Source organism: Saxibacter everestensis (assembly GCF_025787225.1).
GTDB lineage: Bacteria > Actinomycetota > Actinomycetes > Actinomycetales > Brevibacteriaceae > Saxibacter > Saxibacter everestensis.
Window position 1 is genome coordinate 160,671 of record NZ_CP090958.1, and the last position, 18,378, is coordinate 179,048.

General features: G+C 63.4%; 19 protein-coding genes. 8 read left to right on the forward strand and 11 right to left on the reverse strand.

Going from position 1 to position 18,378, the window contains the following annotated elements; translation table 11 throughout:
• The first annotated feature begins 12 nt into the window (after positions 1-12).
• The 5 genes from LWF01_RS00765 to LWF01_RS00785 all read left to right on the forward strand — a co-directional run bounded on the left by LWF01_RS00765 (position 13) and on the right by LWF01_RS00785 (position 4,641).
• The gene (locus LWF01_RS00765; RefSeq protein ID WP_349639131.1) at positions 13-918 is read left to right on the forward strand and encodes a carbohydrate ABC transporter permease; all 906 of its coding nucleotides are present in this window, start codon (positions 13-15) and stop codon (positions 916-918) included.
• 7 nt (positions 919-925) lie between these two features.
• Positions 926-1,885: a carbohydrate ABC transporter permease gene (locus LWF01_RS00770; protein ID WP_349639132.1), complete on the forward strand. Its 960-nt coding sequence runs from the start codon at positions 926-928 to the stop codon at positions 1,883-1,885.
• Between the two features lie 330 nt (positions 1,886-2,215).
• Positions 2,216-2,791 (forward strand): VOC family protein, encoded by a 576-nt coding sequence (locus LWF01_RS00775; RefSeq protein WP_349639133.1) that lies wholly within the window; start codon positions 2,216-2,218, stop codon positions 2,789-2,791.
• 30 nt (positions 2,792-2,821) lie between these two features.
• Positions 2,822-3,814 carry an ATP-binding cassette domain-containing protein gene (locus LWF01_RS00780; RefSeq protein ID WP_349639134.1) on the forward strand — a complete coding sequence of 331 codons (993 nt, stop codon included), beginning with the start codon at positions 2,822-2,824 and terminating at the stop codon, positions 3,812-3,814.
• On the forward strand, positions 3,811-4,641 hold the full coding sequence (locus LWF01_RS00785; RefSeq protein WP_349639135.1) for an ABC transporter permease: 831 nt from the start codon (positions 3,811-3,813) through the stop codon (positions 4,639-4,641). Before LWF01_RS00780 ends, LWF01_RS00785 begins: the two co-directional genes overlap by 4 nt.
• Positions 4,642-4,850: 209 nt before the next feature.
• Here LWF01_RS00785 and LWF01_RS00790 read toward each other — a convergent pair whose 3' ends face one another.
• Entirely contained in the window at positions 4,851-6,092 is a 1,242-nt protein-coding gene (locus LWF01_RS00790; RefSeq protein ID WP_349639136.1) for a methyltransferase, read from the reverse strand.
• Positions 6,093-6,214: 122 nt separating this feature from the next.
• The gene (locus LWF01_RS00795; RefSeq protein ID WP_490384574.1) at positions 6,215-6,334 is read right to left on the reverse strand and encodes an FAD-dependent monooxygenase; all 120 of its coding nucleotides are present in this window, start codon (positions 6,332-6,334) and stop codon (positions 6,215-6,217) included.
• 310 nt (positions 6,335-6,644) lie between these two features.
• On the opposite strand from LWF01_RS00795, the gene LWF01_RS00800 reads away from it, so the two are divergent.
• From LWF01_RS00800 to LWF01_RS00810, 3 genes are all read left to right on the forward strand, one after another.
• Positions 6,645-7,223: a dihydrofolate reductase family protein gene (locus LWF01_RS00800; protein ID WP_349639137.1), complete on the forward strand. Its 579-nt coding sequence runs from the start codon at positions 6,645-6,647 to the stop codon at positions 7,221-7,223.
• 251 nt (positions 7,224-7,474) lie between these two features.
• Complete coding sequence (locus tag LWF01_RS00805) at positions 7,475-7,720, forward strand: FitA-like ribbon-helix-helix domain-containing protein (protein ID WP_349639138.1); 246 nt, start codon at positions 7,475-7,477, stop codon at positions 7,718-7,720.
• The gene (locus tag LWF01_RS00810; RefSeq protein ID WP_349639139.1) at positions 7,717-8,139 is read left to right on the forward strand and encodes a type II toxin-antitoxin system VapC family toxin; all 423 of its coding nucleotides are present in this window, start codon (positions 7,717-7,719) and stop codon (positions 8,137-8,139) included. Before LWF01_RS00805 ends, LWF01_RS00810 begins: the two co-directional genes overlap by 4 nt.
• A gap of 17 nt (positions 8,140-8,156) precedes the next feature.
• Here the strand turns inward: LWF01_RS00810 and LWF01_RS00815 are convergent, their stop codons facing one another.
• From LWF01_RS00815 to LWF01_RS00855, 9 genes are all read right to left on the reverse strand, one after another.
• Positions 8,157-9,380 (reverse strand): serine hydrolase domain-containing protein, encoded by a 1,224-nt coding sequence (locus tag LWF01_RS00815; RefSeq protein WP_349639140.1) that lies wholly within the window; start codon positions 9,378-9,380, stop codon positions 8,157-8,159.
• Between the two features lie 207 nt (positions 9,381-9,587).
• Positions 9,588-11,420, reverse strand: a complete 1,833-nt coding sequence (locus LWF01_RS00820; RefSeq protein ID WP_349639141.1) for an ATP-binding cassette domain-containing protein — start codon at positions 11,418-11,420, stop codon at positions 9,588-9,590.
• The gene (locus LWF01_RS00825) at positions 11,417-12,304 is read right to left on the reverse strand and encodes an ABC transporter permease (protein WP_349639142.1); all 888 of its coding nucleotides are present in this window, start codon (positions 12,302-12,304) and stop codon (positions 11,417-11,419) included. The genes LWF01_RS00820 and LWF01_RS00825 overlap by 4 nt, the downstream gene beginning before the upstream one ends.
• On the reverse strand, positions 12,301-13,260 hold the full coding sequence (locus LWF01_RS00830) for an ABC transporter permease (RefSeq protein ID WP_349639143.1): 960 nt from the start codon (positions 13,258-13,260) through the stop codon (positions 12,301-12,303). The genes LWF01_RS00825 and LWF01_RS00830 overlap by 4 nt, the downstream gene beginning before the upstream one ends.
• Positions 13,260-14,939: an ABC transporter substrate-binding protein gene (locus tag LWF01_RS00835; RefSeq protein ID WP_432761978.1), complete on the reverse strand. Its 1,680-nt coding sequence runs from the start codon at positions 14,937-14,939 to the stop codon at positions 13,260-13,262. Before LWF01_RS00835 ends, LWF01_RS00830 begins: the two co-directional genes overlap by 1 nt.
• Positions 14,936-15,484, reverse strand: a complete 549-nt coding sequence (locus LWF01_RS00840; RefSeq protein ID WP_349639144.1) for a thioesterase family protein — start codon at positions 15,482-15,484, stop codon at positions 14,936-14,938. Before LWF01_RS00840 ends, LWF01_RS00835 begins: the two co-directional genes overlap by 4 nt.
• Positions 15,481-16,452 carry a 3-hydroxyacyl-CoA dehydrogenase NAD-binding domain-containing protein gene (locus tag LWF01_RS00845; protein ID WP_349639145.1) on the reverse strand — a complete coding sequence of 324 codons (972 nt, stop codon included), beginning with the start codon at positions 16,450-16,452 and terminating at the stop codon, positions 15,481-15,483. Before LWF01_RS00845 ends, LWF01_RS00840 begins: the two co-directional genes overlap by 4 nt.
• Positions 16,449-17,345 (reverse strand): beta-keto acid cleavage family enzyme, encoded by an 897-nt coding sequence (locus LWF01_RS00850; RefSeq protein ID WP_349639146.1) that lies wholly within the window; start codon positions 17,343-17,345, stop codon positions 16,449-16,451. Before LWF01_RS00850 ends, LWF01_RS00845 begins: the two co-directional genes overlap by 4 nt.
• A complete protein-coding gene (locus LWF01_RS00855; RefSeq protein WP_349639147.1) occupies positions 17,335-18,252 on the reverse strand; it encodes a TetR/AcrR family transcriptional regulator in 918 nt (305 codons plus the stop codon). Before LWF01_RS00855 ends, LWF01_RS00850 begins: the two co-directional genes overlap by 11 nt.
• Positions 18,253-18,378: the final 126 nt, after the last annotated feature.

Below are 18,378 nucleotides of genomic sequence, written 5' to 3' on the forward strand. Positions count from 1 at the left end.
GGCGGCAAGCAAGTGAACCACGGGAAATATCGGGTGATCATCAGCTTCCTTGTGCTGCCGGTTCTGATTTATGGCGTTTTCGTCGTCTCTCCCTATTTGCAGACGTTCTACATTTCGCTGACAAATTGGCGCGGATACTCGACGAACCCGCCCTTCATCGGATTCGGCAACTACACGGCGCTGTTCAAGGACGACGTGTTCTGGCAGGCCCTGCTACACAACGGAATCCTGCTGGTCGTGCTTCCGGTGGCCGTGATCGTGATGAGCCTCTTCTTCGCGTTCATGCTTAATGCGGCCGGCCGGAAGAAGGGTGCGATCGCGGGAGTGCCAGGTTCCGGGATATATCGCGTGGTTTACTTCTTCCCCTACGTGCTCTCGGTCGCCATCGTCGGCATCCTGTGGGTGAATATCTACAACCCGATCAACGGGCTGCTCAACGGCTTCCTGAAGATCATCGGCCTCGGTCACGTCCAGCCGACGTGGCTTGGCGACCCGAATCTGGCGATATGGGCAGTGATGGCCGCCATGGTGTGGAACTTCGTCGGGTTCTACGTTGTGCTGTTCACCGCAGGCATGCAGTCGATCCCGAACGAGATCTACGAGGCGGCGCTGCTCGATGGCGCCGGGCGTGCGCAGACCTTCTTTTCGGTGACGCTCCCGTTGCTGTGGGGAAATGTGCAGACCTCGCTGGTCTACATGGGAATCCTGGCCCTCGATGGTTTCGCGATCATCCAGATCATGACCAACGGTGGCCCGAACAATTCGACCCAGGTGATTGCCACCTACCTCTACCAAACCGCCTTCAACTACGGCCAGTTCGGCTACGCCTCGGCCATGGGTGTCGTGCTGTTCCTCTTCACCCTGATCCTTGCCGCCATTACCCTGCGGGTAACTCGGCGCGACACCGTGGAGTTCTAGGAGAGTCATGACCACGACAAAATCTGAACGAAAGCAGAACTCCGCCGGAGCCGCGGCCACAACCGGTGCGGGGCAGGGGTCGCGGCCAAGCGGCACCGGAGGATCGGGACGAGCACAGAAGTCGCGTGGCGCGGCATCCGGCGGACCCGACGGAATGCTTTGGGTTGCCCAGTTCGCGTTGATCATCTGGGCGCTGATCTCGACGATCCCGTTGCTCTGGGCGATGGTCAGCTCGTTCAAGTCCAATAAGGAAATCGTCGCCAGCCCGTGGAGTCTTCCATCCCGGCTGAACTGGGACAATTTCGTTCGGGCCTGGAATGAGGCGCACATCGGGCAGTACTTCCTGAACACCGTCGTGGTGGTTGGCGGGGGAGTCGTGCTGACCATGGTCTTTTCGGCGATGGCGGCTTACGTCTTTGCCAGATATGAGTTCCCTGGTAAGCGCCTGCTGTATTACGGGTTCATCGCTGGTATGACGTTTCCGGTGTTCATGGCTGTCGTTCCGCTATTCTTCGTGGTGAAGAATCTGGGGATGATTTCGACGTACCACGGCCTGATCCTGGTGTATGTCGCCTACTCACTGCCGTTTTCGGTGTTCTTCCTAACGTCGTTCTTCAAAACGTTGCCGGTGGCGGTGGCCGAGGCCGCGATCATGGACGGAGCCTCGCACTACAGGGTGTTCTTCTCGGTGATGTTGCCGATGGCCAAGCCCGGCCTGATCAGCATCGGCATCTTCAATTTCATCGGTCAATGGAACCAGTACCTGCTTCCGCTGGTATTGGTACCGGACGAGTCGAAGTATGTGCTGGCCCAAGGCCTCGCGAACCTGGCGGTCAACCAGGGGTACAAGAGCGATATCAGTGGACTGTTCGCGGGCCTGACCATCGCCATCCTGCCGATCCTGGTGGTGTACGTGATCTTCCAGCGCAGGGTCCAGGCGGGGATGACCGCCGGCGCGATGAAGTAGCCGGAGGGCTCAGGGCGGGGCCTCGTCCGGACCCGTGCGGATGGCGGCGCTGGGCTCGGGGCGGGGTCTCGCCGCGATCAGCGGATAGCGGCACCGTGCGGACCGGAGACCACCTCACGCAGCCAGGAAAAAACGTTGCCGGGCGGGTTCAAATCGTGCAACCTACAAGGTATGTGCAAAAGTCTTTGCCTAATGTCGTGCCCCGGCAGCCGGGTGATGCCTCGGTGCCGATATAGGTCCTGGGCTGACATCGATATAGGTCCCGGGCTGACCTAAAGGACTCGTAGTGTTTCTTCATCAGCACCTTCGCCCGAGTTGAGGAATACACAGATGACTGCATCAGCGAACAAAAGTAGCCCGGTACCCGAGGGCTACAGCACGGTGGCTCCCTGGATTATCTCCAGAGACACGGCGGGACTGCTCGACTTCATCACGGCGGCGTTCGACGCGAAGGAGACGGGACGCGTTCCGAATGCCGATGGGACCATCGGGCACGCGGAGGCGATCATCGGTGACTCCGTTGTGATGGCGTTCGATGCGCGACCCGACTGGCCGGATACACCTGCTTTCCTGCGGCTATATGTCGAGGATGGCGACGCAACGTTCGCCAGGGCAGTGGCGGCGGGTGCAACGGCGGTCACCGAAATGACGGAAATGTTCTGGGGCGACCGAGTCGGTCGGGTGCGGGACCCCTTCGGCAACCTGTGGTGGATCCAGTGCAGGGTCGCGGAGCTGACGGAAGAAGAGGCATGGGAACGAGCCGGGCAACCAGAATTCGTCCAGGCCATGGAGTACGTTCAGGGCGCAGAACTGGTGCAGCCGCTTATCCCAACCCGGGCCGACCGGGAGTCGAGGGAAAAAGCTCCGGGACCCGGGAACAAACTTGCCTCGCCGACAGCTGTTTAAGAGCAACTACGAACTAAAGGACTATCGAAAATGTCAATCATAGAGGCATGGGGTCTCACAAAGACCTATAAATCCAAGAGCGGTCCGGTACATGCCCTGGACGGCTTGAACCTTTCGGTGCCGGAGGGAACGGTCAAGGCGCTGCTTGGTCCGAACGGTGCCGGGAAAACCACCGCGGTCAAGGTACTGACCACTCTGATCAAGCCGGATCAGGGCAGGGCGACAATCGACGGGATCGATGTGGTCGCCAACCCCAAGGCGGTCCGCCGGATTTTCGGAGTGTCCGGGCAGTACGCAGCTGTCGACGAGAACCTGACCGGTTTCGAGAATCTCGAAATGGTTGGCCGGCTGTACCACCTCGGGGCACGTGAATCGCGGCGTCGAGCGCAGGAACTGATTGAGCAGTTCGAGCTGACTGCCGCGGGTAATCGCCCGGTCAAGGGATTCTCCGGAGGCATGCGACGCCGGATCGACCTCGCCGGTGCCCTGGTGATCAATCCGAAGATCCTCTTCCTTGACGAACCGACAACCGGTCTCGATCCACGAAGCCGGCTGGCCTTGTGGGACATCATCAAAAATCTGGTCAGCGGCGGCACCACCCTGCTGCTGACGACGCAGTACCTGGAAGAGGCCGATCAGCTGGCCAACGATATTGCCGTGATCGATGACGGCAAGGTAATCGCCGAAGGTACATCTGATCAGCTCAAGGCAGAGGTGGGCGGTCATCGGATCGTCGTAGCGTTGGTGGATTCCGCAGACGCCGCCACCGCTCGTGAGGTGCTTGGCCGGCACGGCGATGGCGAAGCCACGGTGGGTGGGGACGGACGCACGGTCGAGGTTTCCGTCATCGACGGGCCACGAGCCCTGCAGTACGTGCTTGGCGACCTCGGTCAGGCTGGGATCCAGCTGCATGACGCAGGAATGCGCCGGCCGACCCTTGATGATGTTTTCCTGCGGCTCACCGGCCACAGGGCCGAAGAGGAACTGGCCGAGGACGAGGCCGAATTGGAGAAAGCAAAATGAGCGCCGCAACCTTAGTAGGGCCGGATTCAACCGCGATTGGCCGCTGGTTCTCGGATGGCTGGACCGTCACAAAACGAAATCTGACCAAGATCAAGCGCTCGCCGGACATGATCATCTTCGCGGTGCTGCAGCCAATTATGTTCGTGCTGTTGTTCAGCCAGGTATACGCGGGTTCGATTGCGGTCGAGGGCACCGATTACACCCAGTACCTGATGGCGGGCATCTTCGGACAGACCGTCGTGTTCGGATCGACGTTCTCCGGAGCGGCGATGGCGCAGGACCTCAAGGACGGCATCATCGATCGATTCCGTACCCTGCCAATGAGCCCGTCGGCGGTACTCGTCGGGCGCACGAACAGCGACTTGGCGCTGAACGGCATCTCGATGCTGATCATGATGGGCACCGGCCTGCTGGTCGGTTGGCGGGTAAACAACTCGCCGGCGGAATTCATCGGCGGCGTCGCACTGCTGCTGCTGTTCTCCTACGCCTTCAGCTGGGTGATGGCATTGCTGGGCATGAGCGTGAAATCGCCCGAGACGATCAACAACGCGTCTTTCATGATCCTGTTCCCGCTCACGTTCATCTCGAACGCCTTCGTGCAGCCGCAGAACATGCCTGCCGCGCTTGAGGCATTCGCAAACTGGAATCCGGTCTCGGCCTTGGTGCAGGCGGCGCGCGAGCTGTTCGGCAACCTTGGCACGGCGCCCGTCCCGGACACCTGGCCAATGCAGAACGCGGTGCTGACTGTGCTGATCGGCGTGGTCGTGATGCTGGTGATCTTCGTGCCGCTGTGCGTGCGGAAGTTCGAGTCAATCAGCTCCCGGTAACGCGAGCCGGGGTGCTGGGCGCAGGGTCCCATACGAAACGGTCCGCGCACTGGGCCAGTTCGGGCACTGGGCCAGTCCGGGCACTGGGCCGGCGTGCACTAGACCGGCGTGGGTCCCATACAAAACGGTCCGCTTTTTCGATGAAGTACGCACTTTGTGTGACCACCTCGTCGAGAGAGCGGACCGTTTGGCGGTTAGGTCTAACTCGCTCAGGGCTTGGCGCGTAGGCGCCACAAGGTTACGACTTCCGCGGCTCGGATCGACGCCAGTGGGTCTTGGCCGTCGAGCGCTCGCGGATGTCGAGGACTGGTGTGGAGGCGACCGGCCACACTCAGACCGGCCTGATCCAACATGTCGATGAATTGCTCGCGGCTGCGCAGGCCGAGCCGTTCGGCCAGGTCGGAGAGCACGAGCCAGCATTCTCCATGCTCGGTGAGATGGTTGGGCAAATCGCTGATCAGCCGGGACAGCATCTGGCTGCGCCGATCGAAGACTCCCTTTTCCAGCGTCGATGTCGGAGTTGCCGGCACCCATGGCGGGTTGCAAACCACCAGATCGGCCCGGCCTGGCGGGTAGAGGTCGGCCTGCAGGACTTCTACCTGGTTGGCCATTTCAAGCCGCCGCATGTTGTCCCTTGCACACTCAACGGCGCGTGGTTCGATGTCGGTAGCGACGACGTGTCGCACGCCGCGCCGGACCAGCAGTGCCGCGAGCACGCCGGTGCCGGTGCCGATGTCGAAAGCTGTGTCGACTGTGGTCGGCTCGAAAGCTGTGTCGACTGTGGTCGGCTCGAAAGCCGTGTCGACTGTGGTCGCCGCGGACACTGATACAGGGGCTCGGTCAACCTCGGCCGCTGTTGCTGGGGCTCGGTCGACCTCAGCCTGTGGCCACTCGGCGTTCGCGACCAGGTCGACGTACTCGTTTCGGGTAGGAGCGAAAACACCGTAGTGCGGGTGAATGCGGGCATCGAGCGCCGGAATCACTACGCCTCGCCGTCGCCACTCGCTGGCCCCGATCATGCCAAGCAGTTCCTGAAGTGAGACGAGCACTGGGCCCGACGAATCGCCGAAGACCTCCTGACAGGCAGCCTGCACGTCTGGCGCGCGAGTCAGGTCGATCTGGTAGGCGGGGCCGACTTCGATCAGCAGCATGCTGAGGATTCGGGTTCTATGCGCCTTTGCCTGGCGAAGGCGATGAAACGTAACTGCCGGAGTCTCGGCCGGCTTCACATCGATGCGGTCGAGCCGCCGCTTGAGTGCGTCAAGGAGTTGACGGGCGTTGACGAAGTCGCCTCGCCACAGCATCCCGGTGCCTTCGGAGGCCAGCCTCAGAGCGACGTCGGCCCGCAGCCGATCATTAACGATCTCGATCCGGGTCGGCGGCTTCGTGGTTCCACTCGTCAGCAAAGGCGACGATCGCTGCTGGCCGTTTTCGGCCCAGTCGATCAACACCAGATTTTCCTGGCCACTCGGACTCCCCAAGGCAAGACTCCAAGCGACGGTTATGGCTCCGGCAGAGTGCGGATGCCTGCCAGCCCAGTCTAATCGCTACCCTTCCGTCCGCCGCTGCCGGATCATCGGACGGTGACATTGGTGGCATGGGCCAGCACCAGCACGCTCATGCCGTGCAGTCGCAACTCACCGGCCAGCATCATCCCGGTCGGTCCACCACCGGCCACAACCACGTCAATCATAAAAGTCCCCCCTTCAACAAAGCTTGCATTGCGGTTCGTGACGCCGCGCCTCGGGGCGCTACGGACAACTGTGCTCCTGACCCAGATGTTCGTAATCGGATGGCGCGGCCCACCGGCGGTTCGGCGACTCTGCATGGCCGAAGCGACGCCAAGAGCACACATTTCGCTTCAATCCTTGATGGTTCAGTTTGATTCTGCGTCACGGCCGGGGTCTTGCCGCAAGGCCTCCGGGGCGCTATATCTTGATAGTGGCAGGGGAGCTCGTTGTGCTGGCAGAGCCAACGGAGCTTTGCACTCAGAGGAGAGCATCGTGACCGCTACCTACACTTTCGACGTCTTTTCCAGCCTCGACGGCTTCGGTGCCGCCAGCGGCAATTGGACCGGATACTGGGGCAAGCAAGGCCCCGAGCTACTCGACCATCGCCTCGCCTTGTACGGCGACGAGCAGCGGATGGTCTTCGGGGCAAACACGTACCGGGCATTCGCACAGATGCTGGCCTCGAGCACCGAGGAGTCGGAGGTGCGTGACCCGTGGGTGACCCGGATGAGGAACCTGCCGGCAACGGTGGTGTCGACCACCCTGGAAGGACCCCTCGACTGGCCGGACGCGACCGTGGTGAAGGGTGACGCCGTCGATGCCGTGGCCCGGCTAAAGGAGGAATCCGAGGTGCCGTTGCGTTCGCACGGCAGCCTGTCGATGAACCGGGCGCTGATGGCCGCCGGTCTGGTCGACCGCGTCCAAGTGACGCTCTTCCCTGTGATCACCGGTCAGACCGGACTGGACCCGCTATTCCAGGGCGCGCCCGACTTCGACCTCGAGCTGCTCGAGAGCCGGACGCTCGACGGCAACATCCAAGAGCTCGTCTACCGACCAACCCTGCACGTCTGAGCGATACGTGGCCGCCCTACCCATCATGCAGTCGATGGCGAATACCCTCGCGCCAACGACCAAGTCGTCGTCGTGTCGCACAACCAGAACCCGGGGGATGGCACCCGGAGGCGCCGTACCACTTCGCCACCCTGGTGGAAGAGGGAATCGCGCGAGCACAGGGAGTCCACGAATCTGTTTCCGGCTCCCAAAATGCGGCTGATGACAGCAATGCTACTATTGCTGTCATCAGCGATAGGCAGGAGAGGGTAATGGCGACACTGACTATTCGAGACTTGGACGAAAATGTTAAGGGCCGCCTGCGCGTACAGGCCGCAGAGCACGGGCGCTCGATGGAAGCCGAGGCCAGGGTGCTCTTGGCGGCTGCGTTGAGCGGACGGCGACCGTCCCGGGGTCTCGGCTCTTACATCCATGATCAGTTCGCCGAGATAGACGGAGTGGAGCTGGAGACCGCCCGGCGGGATGAACCGGCGCGGGCAGCGGACCTTGGAGCGTGATCGTACTTGACACGAATGTCGTGTCAGAACTAGCCAGAGCAACTCCGAGCCGGGAGGTACTTGACTGGGTTGATGCACGCGACTCCGCTGATCTGGTCATTACCGCCCTCACTGCGGCCGAGATCCGAGCTGGCGTAGCCCTGCTGCCAGATGGCCGCAGGAAGCGGGCGATCGAGTTAAAGATGGAGGCGCTACTCACCGAGACATTCTACGGATCTGTGCTTGCCTTCGACATCGAATCATCTTCCTATTACGCGAAGATCCTGGCCGACCGCAAACGGACGGGTCGGTCGATCAGCGCGTTTGATGCGCAAATTGCTGCGGTCTGTGGGCAGCACGGCGCCGCGTTGGCAACCAGAAACACAAAAGACTTCATCGACACAGGTATCCGGCTGTTCAACCCGTGGGGTACTGGCTGACCTCTGGCGAACCCGGGCTACAGGTCGATGTCGGCGAGGACAGCCAGTAAGTCCTTGACTCGGCTGTCCTTGTTTTCGGCGAGCATCTCGTTCGTCAGGAAGGAGAAGCCGAAACCGCGTTCCGGCCATGCGCCATGCAGGCCTCCACCCGCGCCCGAGTGGCCAAACGCCGGTCGCACCGGTCCGTAGGTGCCGATCGGGTCGTCGAGCTCGTAACCCAGGCCGAACCGCAACGGACGGTCGTTGATTGTGTCCAGACCCTCCGACCAGGTCTGGGTGGCGTCGCGCAGCGTCGAAGCTGAAACGAGTCCAGATCCGGGATCGACGATTCGCGAGTACAGCGACGCCATCGCATCGGCCGAACCGATCGCTCCGCCGCCGGCCATCTCGGCTCGGCGCATCTCGACCGAGTTGAAGACGTCCTTCTCGGTCAGCAGCATGGCCCGGTACATCCGGTCCACGATCTTCCGGCGTTCCGGGTCTTTGAGAAAGGTGCTGATCGCGTAGTCGTCGGCCTTGAACGTGGCTGCCACTCGATCGTCTTGCTCTTCGGGCAGGCCTAGCCAGACATCCAGCCCCAGGGGCGTCGCGAGCAGTTCAGAGATCAGCATTCCGGCGGATTTGCCGGTCACCCGTAGGAACACCTCGTTCATCAGGTTTCCGTAAGTCGATGCGTGATAGGCAACCTTCTCGCCCGGGATCCACAGGGGAACCTGCGCCGCCAGCGCCGTTGCATTCGCGGCGTTGTCGAGGAAACCCCACTCGCCTTCGGGCTCGGGATCCACGTACGGCAGACCAACGGAATGCGACAGCAGGTGAAAGACCCGAACATTTTCCTTGCCGCCAGCGCTGAACTCCGGCCAATACTCGGTGACCGGCGCGCGCACATCGAGCCGGCCCTGATCGACCAGGATTGCGGCGACGGTTGCCACCAGTCCCTTCGTTCCGGAGAACAACACCGCCAGGGTTTCCGGCGTCCACGCAGCGGACGGCTGCTGCCCAGCCTGACACCGGGACGTGGTGCCGCCATAAAGCCGAACGACCGGTTCGCCGCCGCGATAGACGGCGAACGCCATGCCACCACTGGCGGTTGAAAGGTGGCGGGCGAACACATCGCTCAACCGGGCGAAATCCGCCTCGGCCAGCCCGGCGTCGTTCATCGCGGTCACCTGCGCGGATGACGACGCGGCGGACGGACTCGACACGCTAGTCGAGGACGCCGCTGGTTCCTGCTTGCTCATGGCACTCCTTCTTTGCACTGTGCTGTTTCGTTGCACTGCCGGAGATATGAGCAACATGTGCAGCCGCTAACTGGTTCTACCGGGGTAGAACCGCTCAGATGCTGAGAACCAACCCGGTTTCGGTACCTCAGCTGCTGCAAATCTCGGGCTGGCGGCCCCGGTGCCGGAACGAAAGCACCGCTCCGGCGACACGGGCGTCCCATCGAGTTACAGCGAGGGGACGTTCGCGATGAGCTGCTGGGTGTATTCGTGCTGCGGATTGTCCAGCACATCGCCGGTGGCTCCGACGTCGACGATCTTGCCCTTCTGCAACACCGCGAGGCTTTGCGAGATGTGCCGTGCCAGCGCGATGTTGTGCGTGACGAAGAGCATGGCCATCCCGGTTTCCAGCTGCAAGGTGCGCAGCAGGTCGATGATGGACGCCTGCACGGACACGTCGAGGGCCGATGTCACCTCATCGCACACCAGCACGGATGGCGCATTGACCAGCGCGCGGGCAATGGCTGCACGCTGCCGCTCCCCGCCGCTCAGCTCGCCGGGCCGGCGGTCGGCGAACGACGCTCCCAGCTTCACCTGATCGAGTGCCTCGAGCACCCAGAGACGCCGCTGTTTCCTGGTCGATCCGTAGTTCATCCGCAGCGGGACCTCGACCGACTCCGCAATAGTTCGTCGCGGGTTCAGCGAGGAGAACGGGCTCTGAAAAACGTACTGGATGCGGCGTCGGTGGTCGGTGGTCCGTTGCCGGGTTCCGCGAGCCAGGGTAGTACCGTCAAGCGCGACCTCGCCGGAGTAGTTGTCGTTCAGCCCGGCAACGCACCTCGATAGCGTGGTCTTCCCGGAACCTGATTCCCCGAGCAGCATCATCGACTCGCCTGGATTCAGCTGGAAACTGATGCCGTCCAGGACTTTCAACTCACCGTAGGAGAGCTGTAGGTCCCGCACCCGGATGACGGAACTATCGGTGCCCGGCGTGACTATCGGGGCAGTCTCGGCTGGAGCAGCAGCTTCGCGGGGTACAGCAGCCCGGCCCGAGGCATCAGCCCCAGCCGCCGACCCCAAACCGGCGCCCGGGCCCGCCTGATGCCTGCCGACGGCGGGCGTTGACTCTGCCGAAATGACGCCATCGCTGATCATCTCCTCGGAGACGATCGCCTGTTCGCCGGTGATCGCGTCGACCTCGCCGATGCTCCGTTTGCCGGCCAGGTCGGGCACGGCCCGCAACAGCCGGCGGGTGTATCGATGCTGCGGTGAGTACAGCACCTGTTGGCAGTCGCCGAGCTCGACGACGTTTCCGGAGAGCATCACCGCCACCTGATCCGCCACCTCGGCAACGACGGCCAGGTCGTGGGTTATGTACAGGCCGGCAACGCTGTGTCTGCGGGTCATCTCGTCAATCGTCCGCAACACCAGGGCCTGAGTGGTGACGTCCAGACCGGTGGTCGGCTCGTCGAGGACCATAACAGACGGCCGGCAGGCGAACGCCATCGCGATCCCGATCCGCTGCTGCTGGCCACCGGAGAGCTGATGCGGATAGCGGCGCTGGTAGGCCGAGTCGCTCGGCAGGCCGACCTCGTCGAGCACCTCACTGATCCGTTGACGACGCGCGGTGTCGGACTCGCCGAAGCCGTGCACCTGCAGCACCTCGAGGATCTGGTCGCCCACCCGAATTGCCGGGTTCAGCGACAGTGCGGGGTCCTGCGGCACGTAAGAAATCGACCCACCCCGCAGGGCCCGCCGCCGGGATTCCGGCAGCGCGAGCACGTCGAAGTCCTCGCCGTCCCGATTCAGTCGCACGCTGCCGCCGGTATGGCTCAGGCCCTGCCGGAAGTGCCCGAGGCAGGCGAGCCCGGCCGTCGTCTTTCCGGAGCCGGACTCGCCGACGAGCGCCAGAATGCGGCCGGGAACCAGATCGAATGAGACGCCGTGCAGCACCTCTTTGCCGCTTGTGCTGGTGGCAACCCTCAGCCCGTCGGCACGCAGTGCCACGGAGGTCGGTGCGGCATCGACGGCCGTTGTGCCCGGGGTGGTCTCGTTGCTCATTTCGCGTCCTCCACATTCAGATGGGCGGATGCCCGAGCCAGTGAATCGGTGATCAGGTTCGCACCGACCGTGAGAATGGCAATCGCCAACACGGGCAGGATGACGCCCCACGGTTGGAGCACCAGGGCAATGCGGTTCTCATTGATCATCAGCCCCCAATCGGCGGTGGGCGGCTGCATGCCAAGGCCTAGGAATGACAGCGAGGCGACCGCGCCGATCGAGTACGTCATCCGCAAGCCCAGCTCGACCATGAGCGGGCCGGTGATGTTCGGCAACACCTCGAGAGTGAGGATTTTCCACCGTGGCACGGCGTACATTTGCGCCGCCTTGATGTAGTCCTCGGTGATCACCGAGACGGTTGCTGCCCGGGCGACGCGCGCGATCCGCGGCGCATGGGTCACCCCGATCACTGTCACCAGAACCCAACCCTGCGGGCCGAGAACGGTTATGGCCAGCAGTGCGAACACCAGCTGCGGCAGCGACAGCAGAACGTCATTGCCGCGCATGATGACGCTATCCAGCCAGCCGCCCTGATAGGCGGCGAGCATGCCCGCGATGACGCCCAGCACCATGCCGAGCAGGGTCGCCAGGGCCGCATAGACCAGGAGGCGCAGGCCGCCGTCCAGGAACCGGCTGAGGATGTCGCGGCCGAGATTGTCGGTGCCGAAGGCGCCATCGGCTTGGAACGGCCGGCCGGCGAATTCGGTGCTTGAGTAGCCGGTCAGCCACGGGAGCAGTAGAGGCCCGAGCAGGGCGACCAGGACGACGACACCGGTGAGCGCTATCCCGATCTTGGCCTGTCGCTGTCGAACCAGGCGTCCGAGCAGGCCGGGCGCGGCGCCGACTTCCTGGGAGGCGTTCTGTGGCGAGTCGAGGGCGCTCATCGGGACACCTCCGTGCGTAGTTTCGGATTGGTCAGGATGCCGACGATGTCAGCCAGCAGATTCACTACGACGTAGACCGCGGCAACCAGCATGGATAGCGTCTGCACTACCTGAATGTCACGGTTGGCGACGGCATCCACCAGCGCCTGGCCGACGCCGGGGTAGCGGAACAGGAACTCGACAACGACGATCCCGCCGGCCAGCCAGGCAAGCTGGATGGCGACCACCTGCGCGACCGGAGCCAGGGCGTGCGGCACGGCATGGCGCAGGATCACCTGACGTTCGGGCACACCCTTCAGCCGCGCCATCTCGACATAGCCGCTGTCGAGCACCTCGATCATGGTCGCTCGCATCATCCGGACGATGTACGGCGAGACGACGAGCACGAGCGTGACGGTCGGCAGGATCAGCTGGCTGGGGTAGGCCCACACAGCCTCGCCAGGCGGCGCCATCGTGACCGAGGGCAGGACGGTGAACACAGTGGTGGAAAACAGTGTGATCAGGGCGATGCCGACGACGAACTCGGGCAGTGCTGCCAGAACGAGGCTGAGGCCGGTGACAACATGGTCGCCGGTCCTGCCGCGGCGCAACGCGCTGTAGGAACCTACGAGGACGCCGACCGGGATGGCGATGACGGCGGCGAGCACCATCAACACCAGCGAGGCTCCGATCCGGCTGGACAGCAACGCGGCAACCGAGGATCCGTTCGCAGTCGAGGTGCCAAAGTCGCCGACGAACAGGCCGCCAAGCCAACTCAGGTAACGCTGCCAGACCGGGTCGTTGAGGTTCATCTGCTCGCGCAGTGCCGCCAGTCGCTCTGGGGTGGCCTGCTGACCCAGAATGGCCTGGGCCGGATCGCCCGGCAGCAGCAGAGTGGCGACGAACACCAGAATCGAGACAAGTAAGAGGATGACGATGCTGATCAGCAGGCGTCGGGTGATGAGTCGAAGCAGCATTACTTTTCGCCTCCCAGCCATACCCGGCGAAACTCGAATCCGGAAAGTGCGAGGCCGGTCCGGTTCGGCACCAGGCCGGCGACATAGCGCTGGTAGGCGTCAGCCTGATTGGAGAAGCCCCACACGATGTAACCACCTTCCTCGTATTCGATCGTCTGGGCTTGAGCTATCAAATCGTTGCGCTCGTCGTCGTCAATGGTCGCGACGGCCTTCTCGATCAGCTTGTTGAACTCCGGGTGATCCCAATGGGTCTCGTTGAATGGTGAGTCCTTCAGCGTGCTGGAGGAAACCTGGGGCAGGAAGTTCCGGGTGTAGTAGAAATCCTGGGCGAAGTCCCATTGCAGGTAGTTCTCGCCGAAGAACTCGGTGGCGTCGACCCGGCGGATCCTGACCCGGATGCCGGCATCGGCCGCCTGCTGAGCGAACACCTGGGCAGCCTCCACCGCGCCTGACTGAATCGGAGCGGTGACCAGCTCGACGTCGATGCCGTCCGGGTAGCCGGCGTCGGCGAGCAGTTGTTTTGCCTTGGGTATGTCCTGCACCCGCTGCGGCAGGTCGGCAGCGTAGCCGGGATCGTAGCGGGCGTAGAGGTCGTTGGCGACGGTGCCCTGACCGCTGAACACCTGCTGGATCATTTGCTCGCGGTCGACGGCAAGCCGAAATGCCTGCCGGACCCGGTTGTCGTCGAAGGGCGCCTTGTCGACCCGCATCGTGAATGGGATCCAGCTCCCGGTCTCCGCGTTCAGGATACTGATCCGGGGATCGGCATCGATCACCTCGATCAACGCCAGCGGGATCTGGCCGATCGCATCGACCTGGGTGGACAGCAGGGCATTGATCAGCGCGTCGTTGTCATCGAAGTTCAGAATGGTCAGTTCGTCGAGGTAGGGCTCGTTCTCACGCCAGTAGTGCTCGTTTCGCGCGAAAACGCTCTGCTGGCCGCCGGTGAACGACTTGAACCTGAATGGGCCGGTTCCGACCGGATTCGCGGGGTCGTAGTCGGCGGGGACGACGCCGAGGCTGTATTGGCCGAGGGTGTCGTCGAAGGCCGCCGACGGAGACTTCAGCCGGAATTCGACCGAGTGCTCGTCCACGACGACGACCTCGTCGAGGATGCCGAGGCTGGCGGCGCCGCTCTTCGGATCGTCAGGATCGGTGATCCGCTTGAAGGTGGCGGCGACGTCGTCGCCGGTCAGCGGCCGGCCGTCATGGAACTTGACACCTTCGCGCAGCGTCGCCGTCCAGACCTTTGCGTCTGTGGACGGCTCGATCTTTGTGGCCAGCAACGGCTGCAGCTCGAAGTTTTCGTCCCGGTACAGCAGTGGCTCGTACAGATTCACCACGCGGGCGATATCCGTCGTGTTCACCGGGACGTGCGCATCCAGGGAGTCAGAAGCTCCGCCGCCGGTGAGGCCAACCCGCAGGTTGCCGCCGCGTTGCGCCGGTCCGGTCGGGTCGGCCGAAACACCGGCCTGACTGCCGCCGCAGGCTGCGAGCAGGGAACCGACACCCAGGGCAAAGCCGGTGCCCAGCACCCGGCGGCGGCTCAGGGCGCCGGTCAGCTGGGCGAGCCGGACACGGTCGGCCCGGGCATGATCCAGGCGGGTCTGCGATGACGCGGAGGTGCCGCCGGAACCGGGCGGAGCGGCAGGATCGGGGTGGTTCGACACTGTATTCACAACCTCACGTTCTTCGAAATCGTCGGCGGCTGCTCTGGCAGTTCTGCCGGCTGGGCGGGCTTTGCCTCAAGCAGCTGGTTGAACCGTGCTGCTGGATTGACCTGACGGCCAATCCAGTCCGGAGGGTCGGACCGCCGATCGAGGCTGTGCTCGTCGATCCGGGCGCTGATCGCTTCCGGGAACGGCACCGCCCCGGCCGGCGCCTGGCCGACGTGCAGGGCGAGGAGTTCCTCGGTGGCGATCAGCTCGCCACCGAGGAGCATTTCGTGCGCCAGATGGAGCTTTTTCGGCCCGGCATCCACAATCGTCGTGGTGATGGTCAGCGCGGCTCCGAGCGACGCCTCTTTCAAGTACCGGATGTGTGCCTCGACCGTGTAAAGCGAACAGCCGGTCGATGCGCGGTATTCGGCATCCAGGCCGAGCTGTTCCATCACCTGATCGGTGGCGAAGCCGAAGGCCAGGACGTAGTACGCCTCGGACATATGGCCGTTGTAGTCGATCCAGTCCTCGATAACCGTGGTCCGGTAGCTGGGCAGCGTACTCATCGCGGACCCGCCTTCAGCTCACCGATCACTTTCCTGATCGCGATTATCGCCGCATCGCGCTCGGCAATCAGTTCACCAACCGTCCGTCCGTTCGCCTCGTCGTCGCAGCCTTCGACCACGGCGGCGCGCAGCTCGTCAGTCAGTTCGGGGGCGTCGAGGCGGGTCCACGGCGACTTCAGCGACGGCCCGAAATGGTCGAGCATGTGCGCCATGCCGCCTTCGCCGCCGGCAAGATGGAAGGTCAGCATCGGGCCCTGGATCGGCCAGCGCAGGCCGGGGCCGTCGGTGATGGCCCGGTCGAGCTGTTCGACGGTTGCCTCGCCCTGGTCGATCATGTGCAAGGCCTCGCGCCAAAGCGCTTCCTGCAATCGGTTGGCGATAAACCCCGGCACCTCGCGGTCCATCGTGATGACCGACTTGCCGATGTGCTCGTACCAGGCCGATGTCCATTTGACGGCAGCAGTCGACGTGGACTCTCCGCCAACGACCTCGACAAGCGGAATCAGGTATGGCGGGTTGAAAGGATGCCCCACGACCAGACGCTCAGGCGTGGCGGCCTGGGTGGCCATCTCGGTCATCGAGTAGCCGGACGTGGAGGAGGCGATCACGACATCCGGCGCGGTGACCGCGTCGATCTCTGCCAGCAGTGAGCGCTTCAGGTCGAGGACCTCCGGAGCGCTTTCCTGCACGAAACCCACACCATCGACTGCCTCGGCGAGGTCGGTGTGCACGGTGATGTTCTGTTGCGAGGCGCCGGGAGCAAGGCCAAGGCTGCTCAGGGCCGGCCAGGCCGCGGCGATCAGCCGGCGCAGGCGCGGCTCCGCCTCCGGTGAAGGGTCCCATGCCCGGACCCGGTAACCCTTGGCCAGGAAATAGGCAGCCCAGCCGGCACCGATCGTGCCGATGCCGATGCAGGCGACGGTCGTGACCTTGGCAGGCTCGGGAAAATCAGTGTGCTCGATTGTCATTCTGCGCTGACCTTCCGCTCGATGGCGAGGATGTCGCGCGCCTCGTCCGGGGTGGCGACGCTGGAGCCGAGGTCCTCGATGATGCCGACCGCGCGCTCGGTGAGTTGGGCGTTCGTTGCCTTCACGCCCTTGCTGAGGTAGAGATTGTCCTCGAGACCGACCCGGACGTGGCCACCGAGCAGCACCGATTGAGCGACCCACGGCATCTGGTTGCGGCCGATTGCGAACGAGGTCCACTGCGCGCCATCCGGCAGCATGTTCACCATCGCCTGCAGTAGCCCGGCATCGGCTGGTGCGCCATAGGGGATGCCCATGCACAGCTGGTACAGCGGCGGCGGATCGATCAGGCCCTCGGCCACCATGATGTTTGCGAACCACAGATGGCCGGTGTCGAAGATCTCCATCTCAGGCTTGACGCCGAGCTGTTGGATCCGTGCGGCGCCCTCGCGGAGCATGTCCGGGGTGCTGACGTAGACCTGGCTGCCCTCACCGAAGTTGAGCGAGCCGCAATCGATGGTGCAGATTTCCGGTCGCAACTCCTCGACATGCGGCAGCCGGTCGATGCCGCTGACCAGGTCGGTCCCCGGCAGCTGAGTTGTCGGCTCGTTCGGATCGAGCACCAAGTCACCGCCCATTCCGGCGGTCAGGTTGATCACCGGGTCGACGTCGCTCTCCGCGACGAGCCGGACCACCTCGCGGTACAGGCCGACGTCGCGCGATCCCTGGCCTGTCGTGATGTTACGGACGTGAATGTGCACGACGGACGCGCCGGCCCGCGCGGCGGCGATCGCGTCGGACGCAATCTGTTCCGGGGTGACCGGAACGAAGTCACTTTTGCCGGTGGTGTCCCCGGCGCCGGTCAGCGCACAGGTGAGAATGACCTTACGGTTCATGGGGTGCCTCCTCGGGTATTGCTGCTTGCGATTCGCTTGACTGTGAATCAACGGCGATTGATCGGTCGATGAACCGCTCGATGTGGTGTCGCATGGTTGCAGTGCTGGCCATGCCGGTAAGAACTTTGATGCCGAAACCATCGACAAGGCTGGTTAGCTCGGTGGCCAGATAGTCGGCAGGGACATCGACGAAGACGCCCTCTTGCTGACCGACGACGATCAGATCGAAAACTGTCTGATACCACCGCCGGTAGCCCTGAGTGTGGTTTTCTTTCGATGCGCCACCGGTCGCAACCTCGCTCCAGGTCTGCAACCAGATGGACCATTCCGCACGGCCGGTGTTTCCGGTGGGGAACTGCAGGGCCACGAGGTGCTTGAGTCGTGCGAGGGGATGGGCAATGGTGTGCAGTGAGGCAACCTGGCGGTCGAAGGCCAGCTTCACCGAGTACCGTAAGGTCTCCTCGAAGATCTCACGCTTGGTCGCGAAGTAGTAGTGAATGCTGGCGCTGCTGGTGCCACATGCCGCAGCGATATCGGCGATTCGAACCGAGTTGTATCCCTTCTCGGCGATCAGCCACCAGGAGGCCTCGATGATCTCGCGGCGCTTCTTGGCCTGTTCTTGGCCTTCACGATGCCGGGTCGGCAGTGACTTCGCGGTCGGAGTCGCCGCCGGTCCGCTGGTGTCGTCGGCCCCGGACAGCAGCCAATTGACCGTGACCCCGGCGACCTGGGCGACCCGGATCAGCTCCTCGGGGCTGAACCGGCGAGTGCCTTTGAGCGCCTTCGACAGTTTTGTTTCGTCCAGTCCGATCCGCTTGGCGAATTCCCGCTGCGGAAGTCCGGAACCCTCTATGCAGGCGCGGACCCTGGAGCGCGGGGAGTCTGTTTCGGGTCCTGGGGTGGTCATGGTTGTGACCTTAGCCAAAACTTGCGATTCAGGCAAGAAAATATGACTGACTGTCAGTTTAAATTGCGATTCATGCCGGGGGTTGGGCAGCCGGCATGTCGCTTACTTCCGGGCGGGACGCGAGTG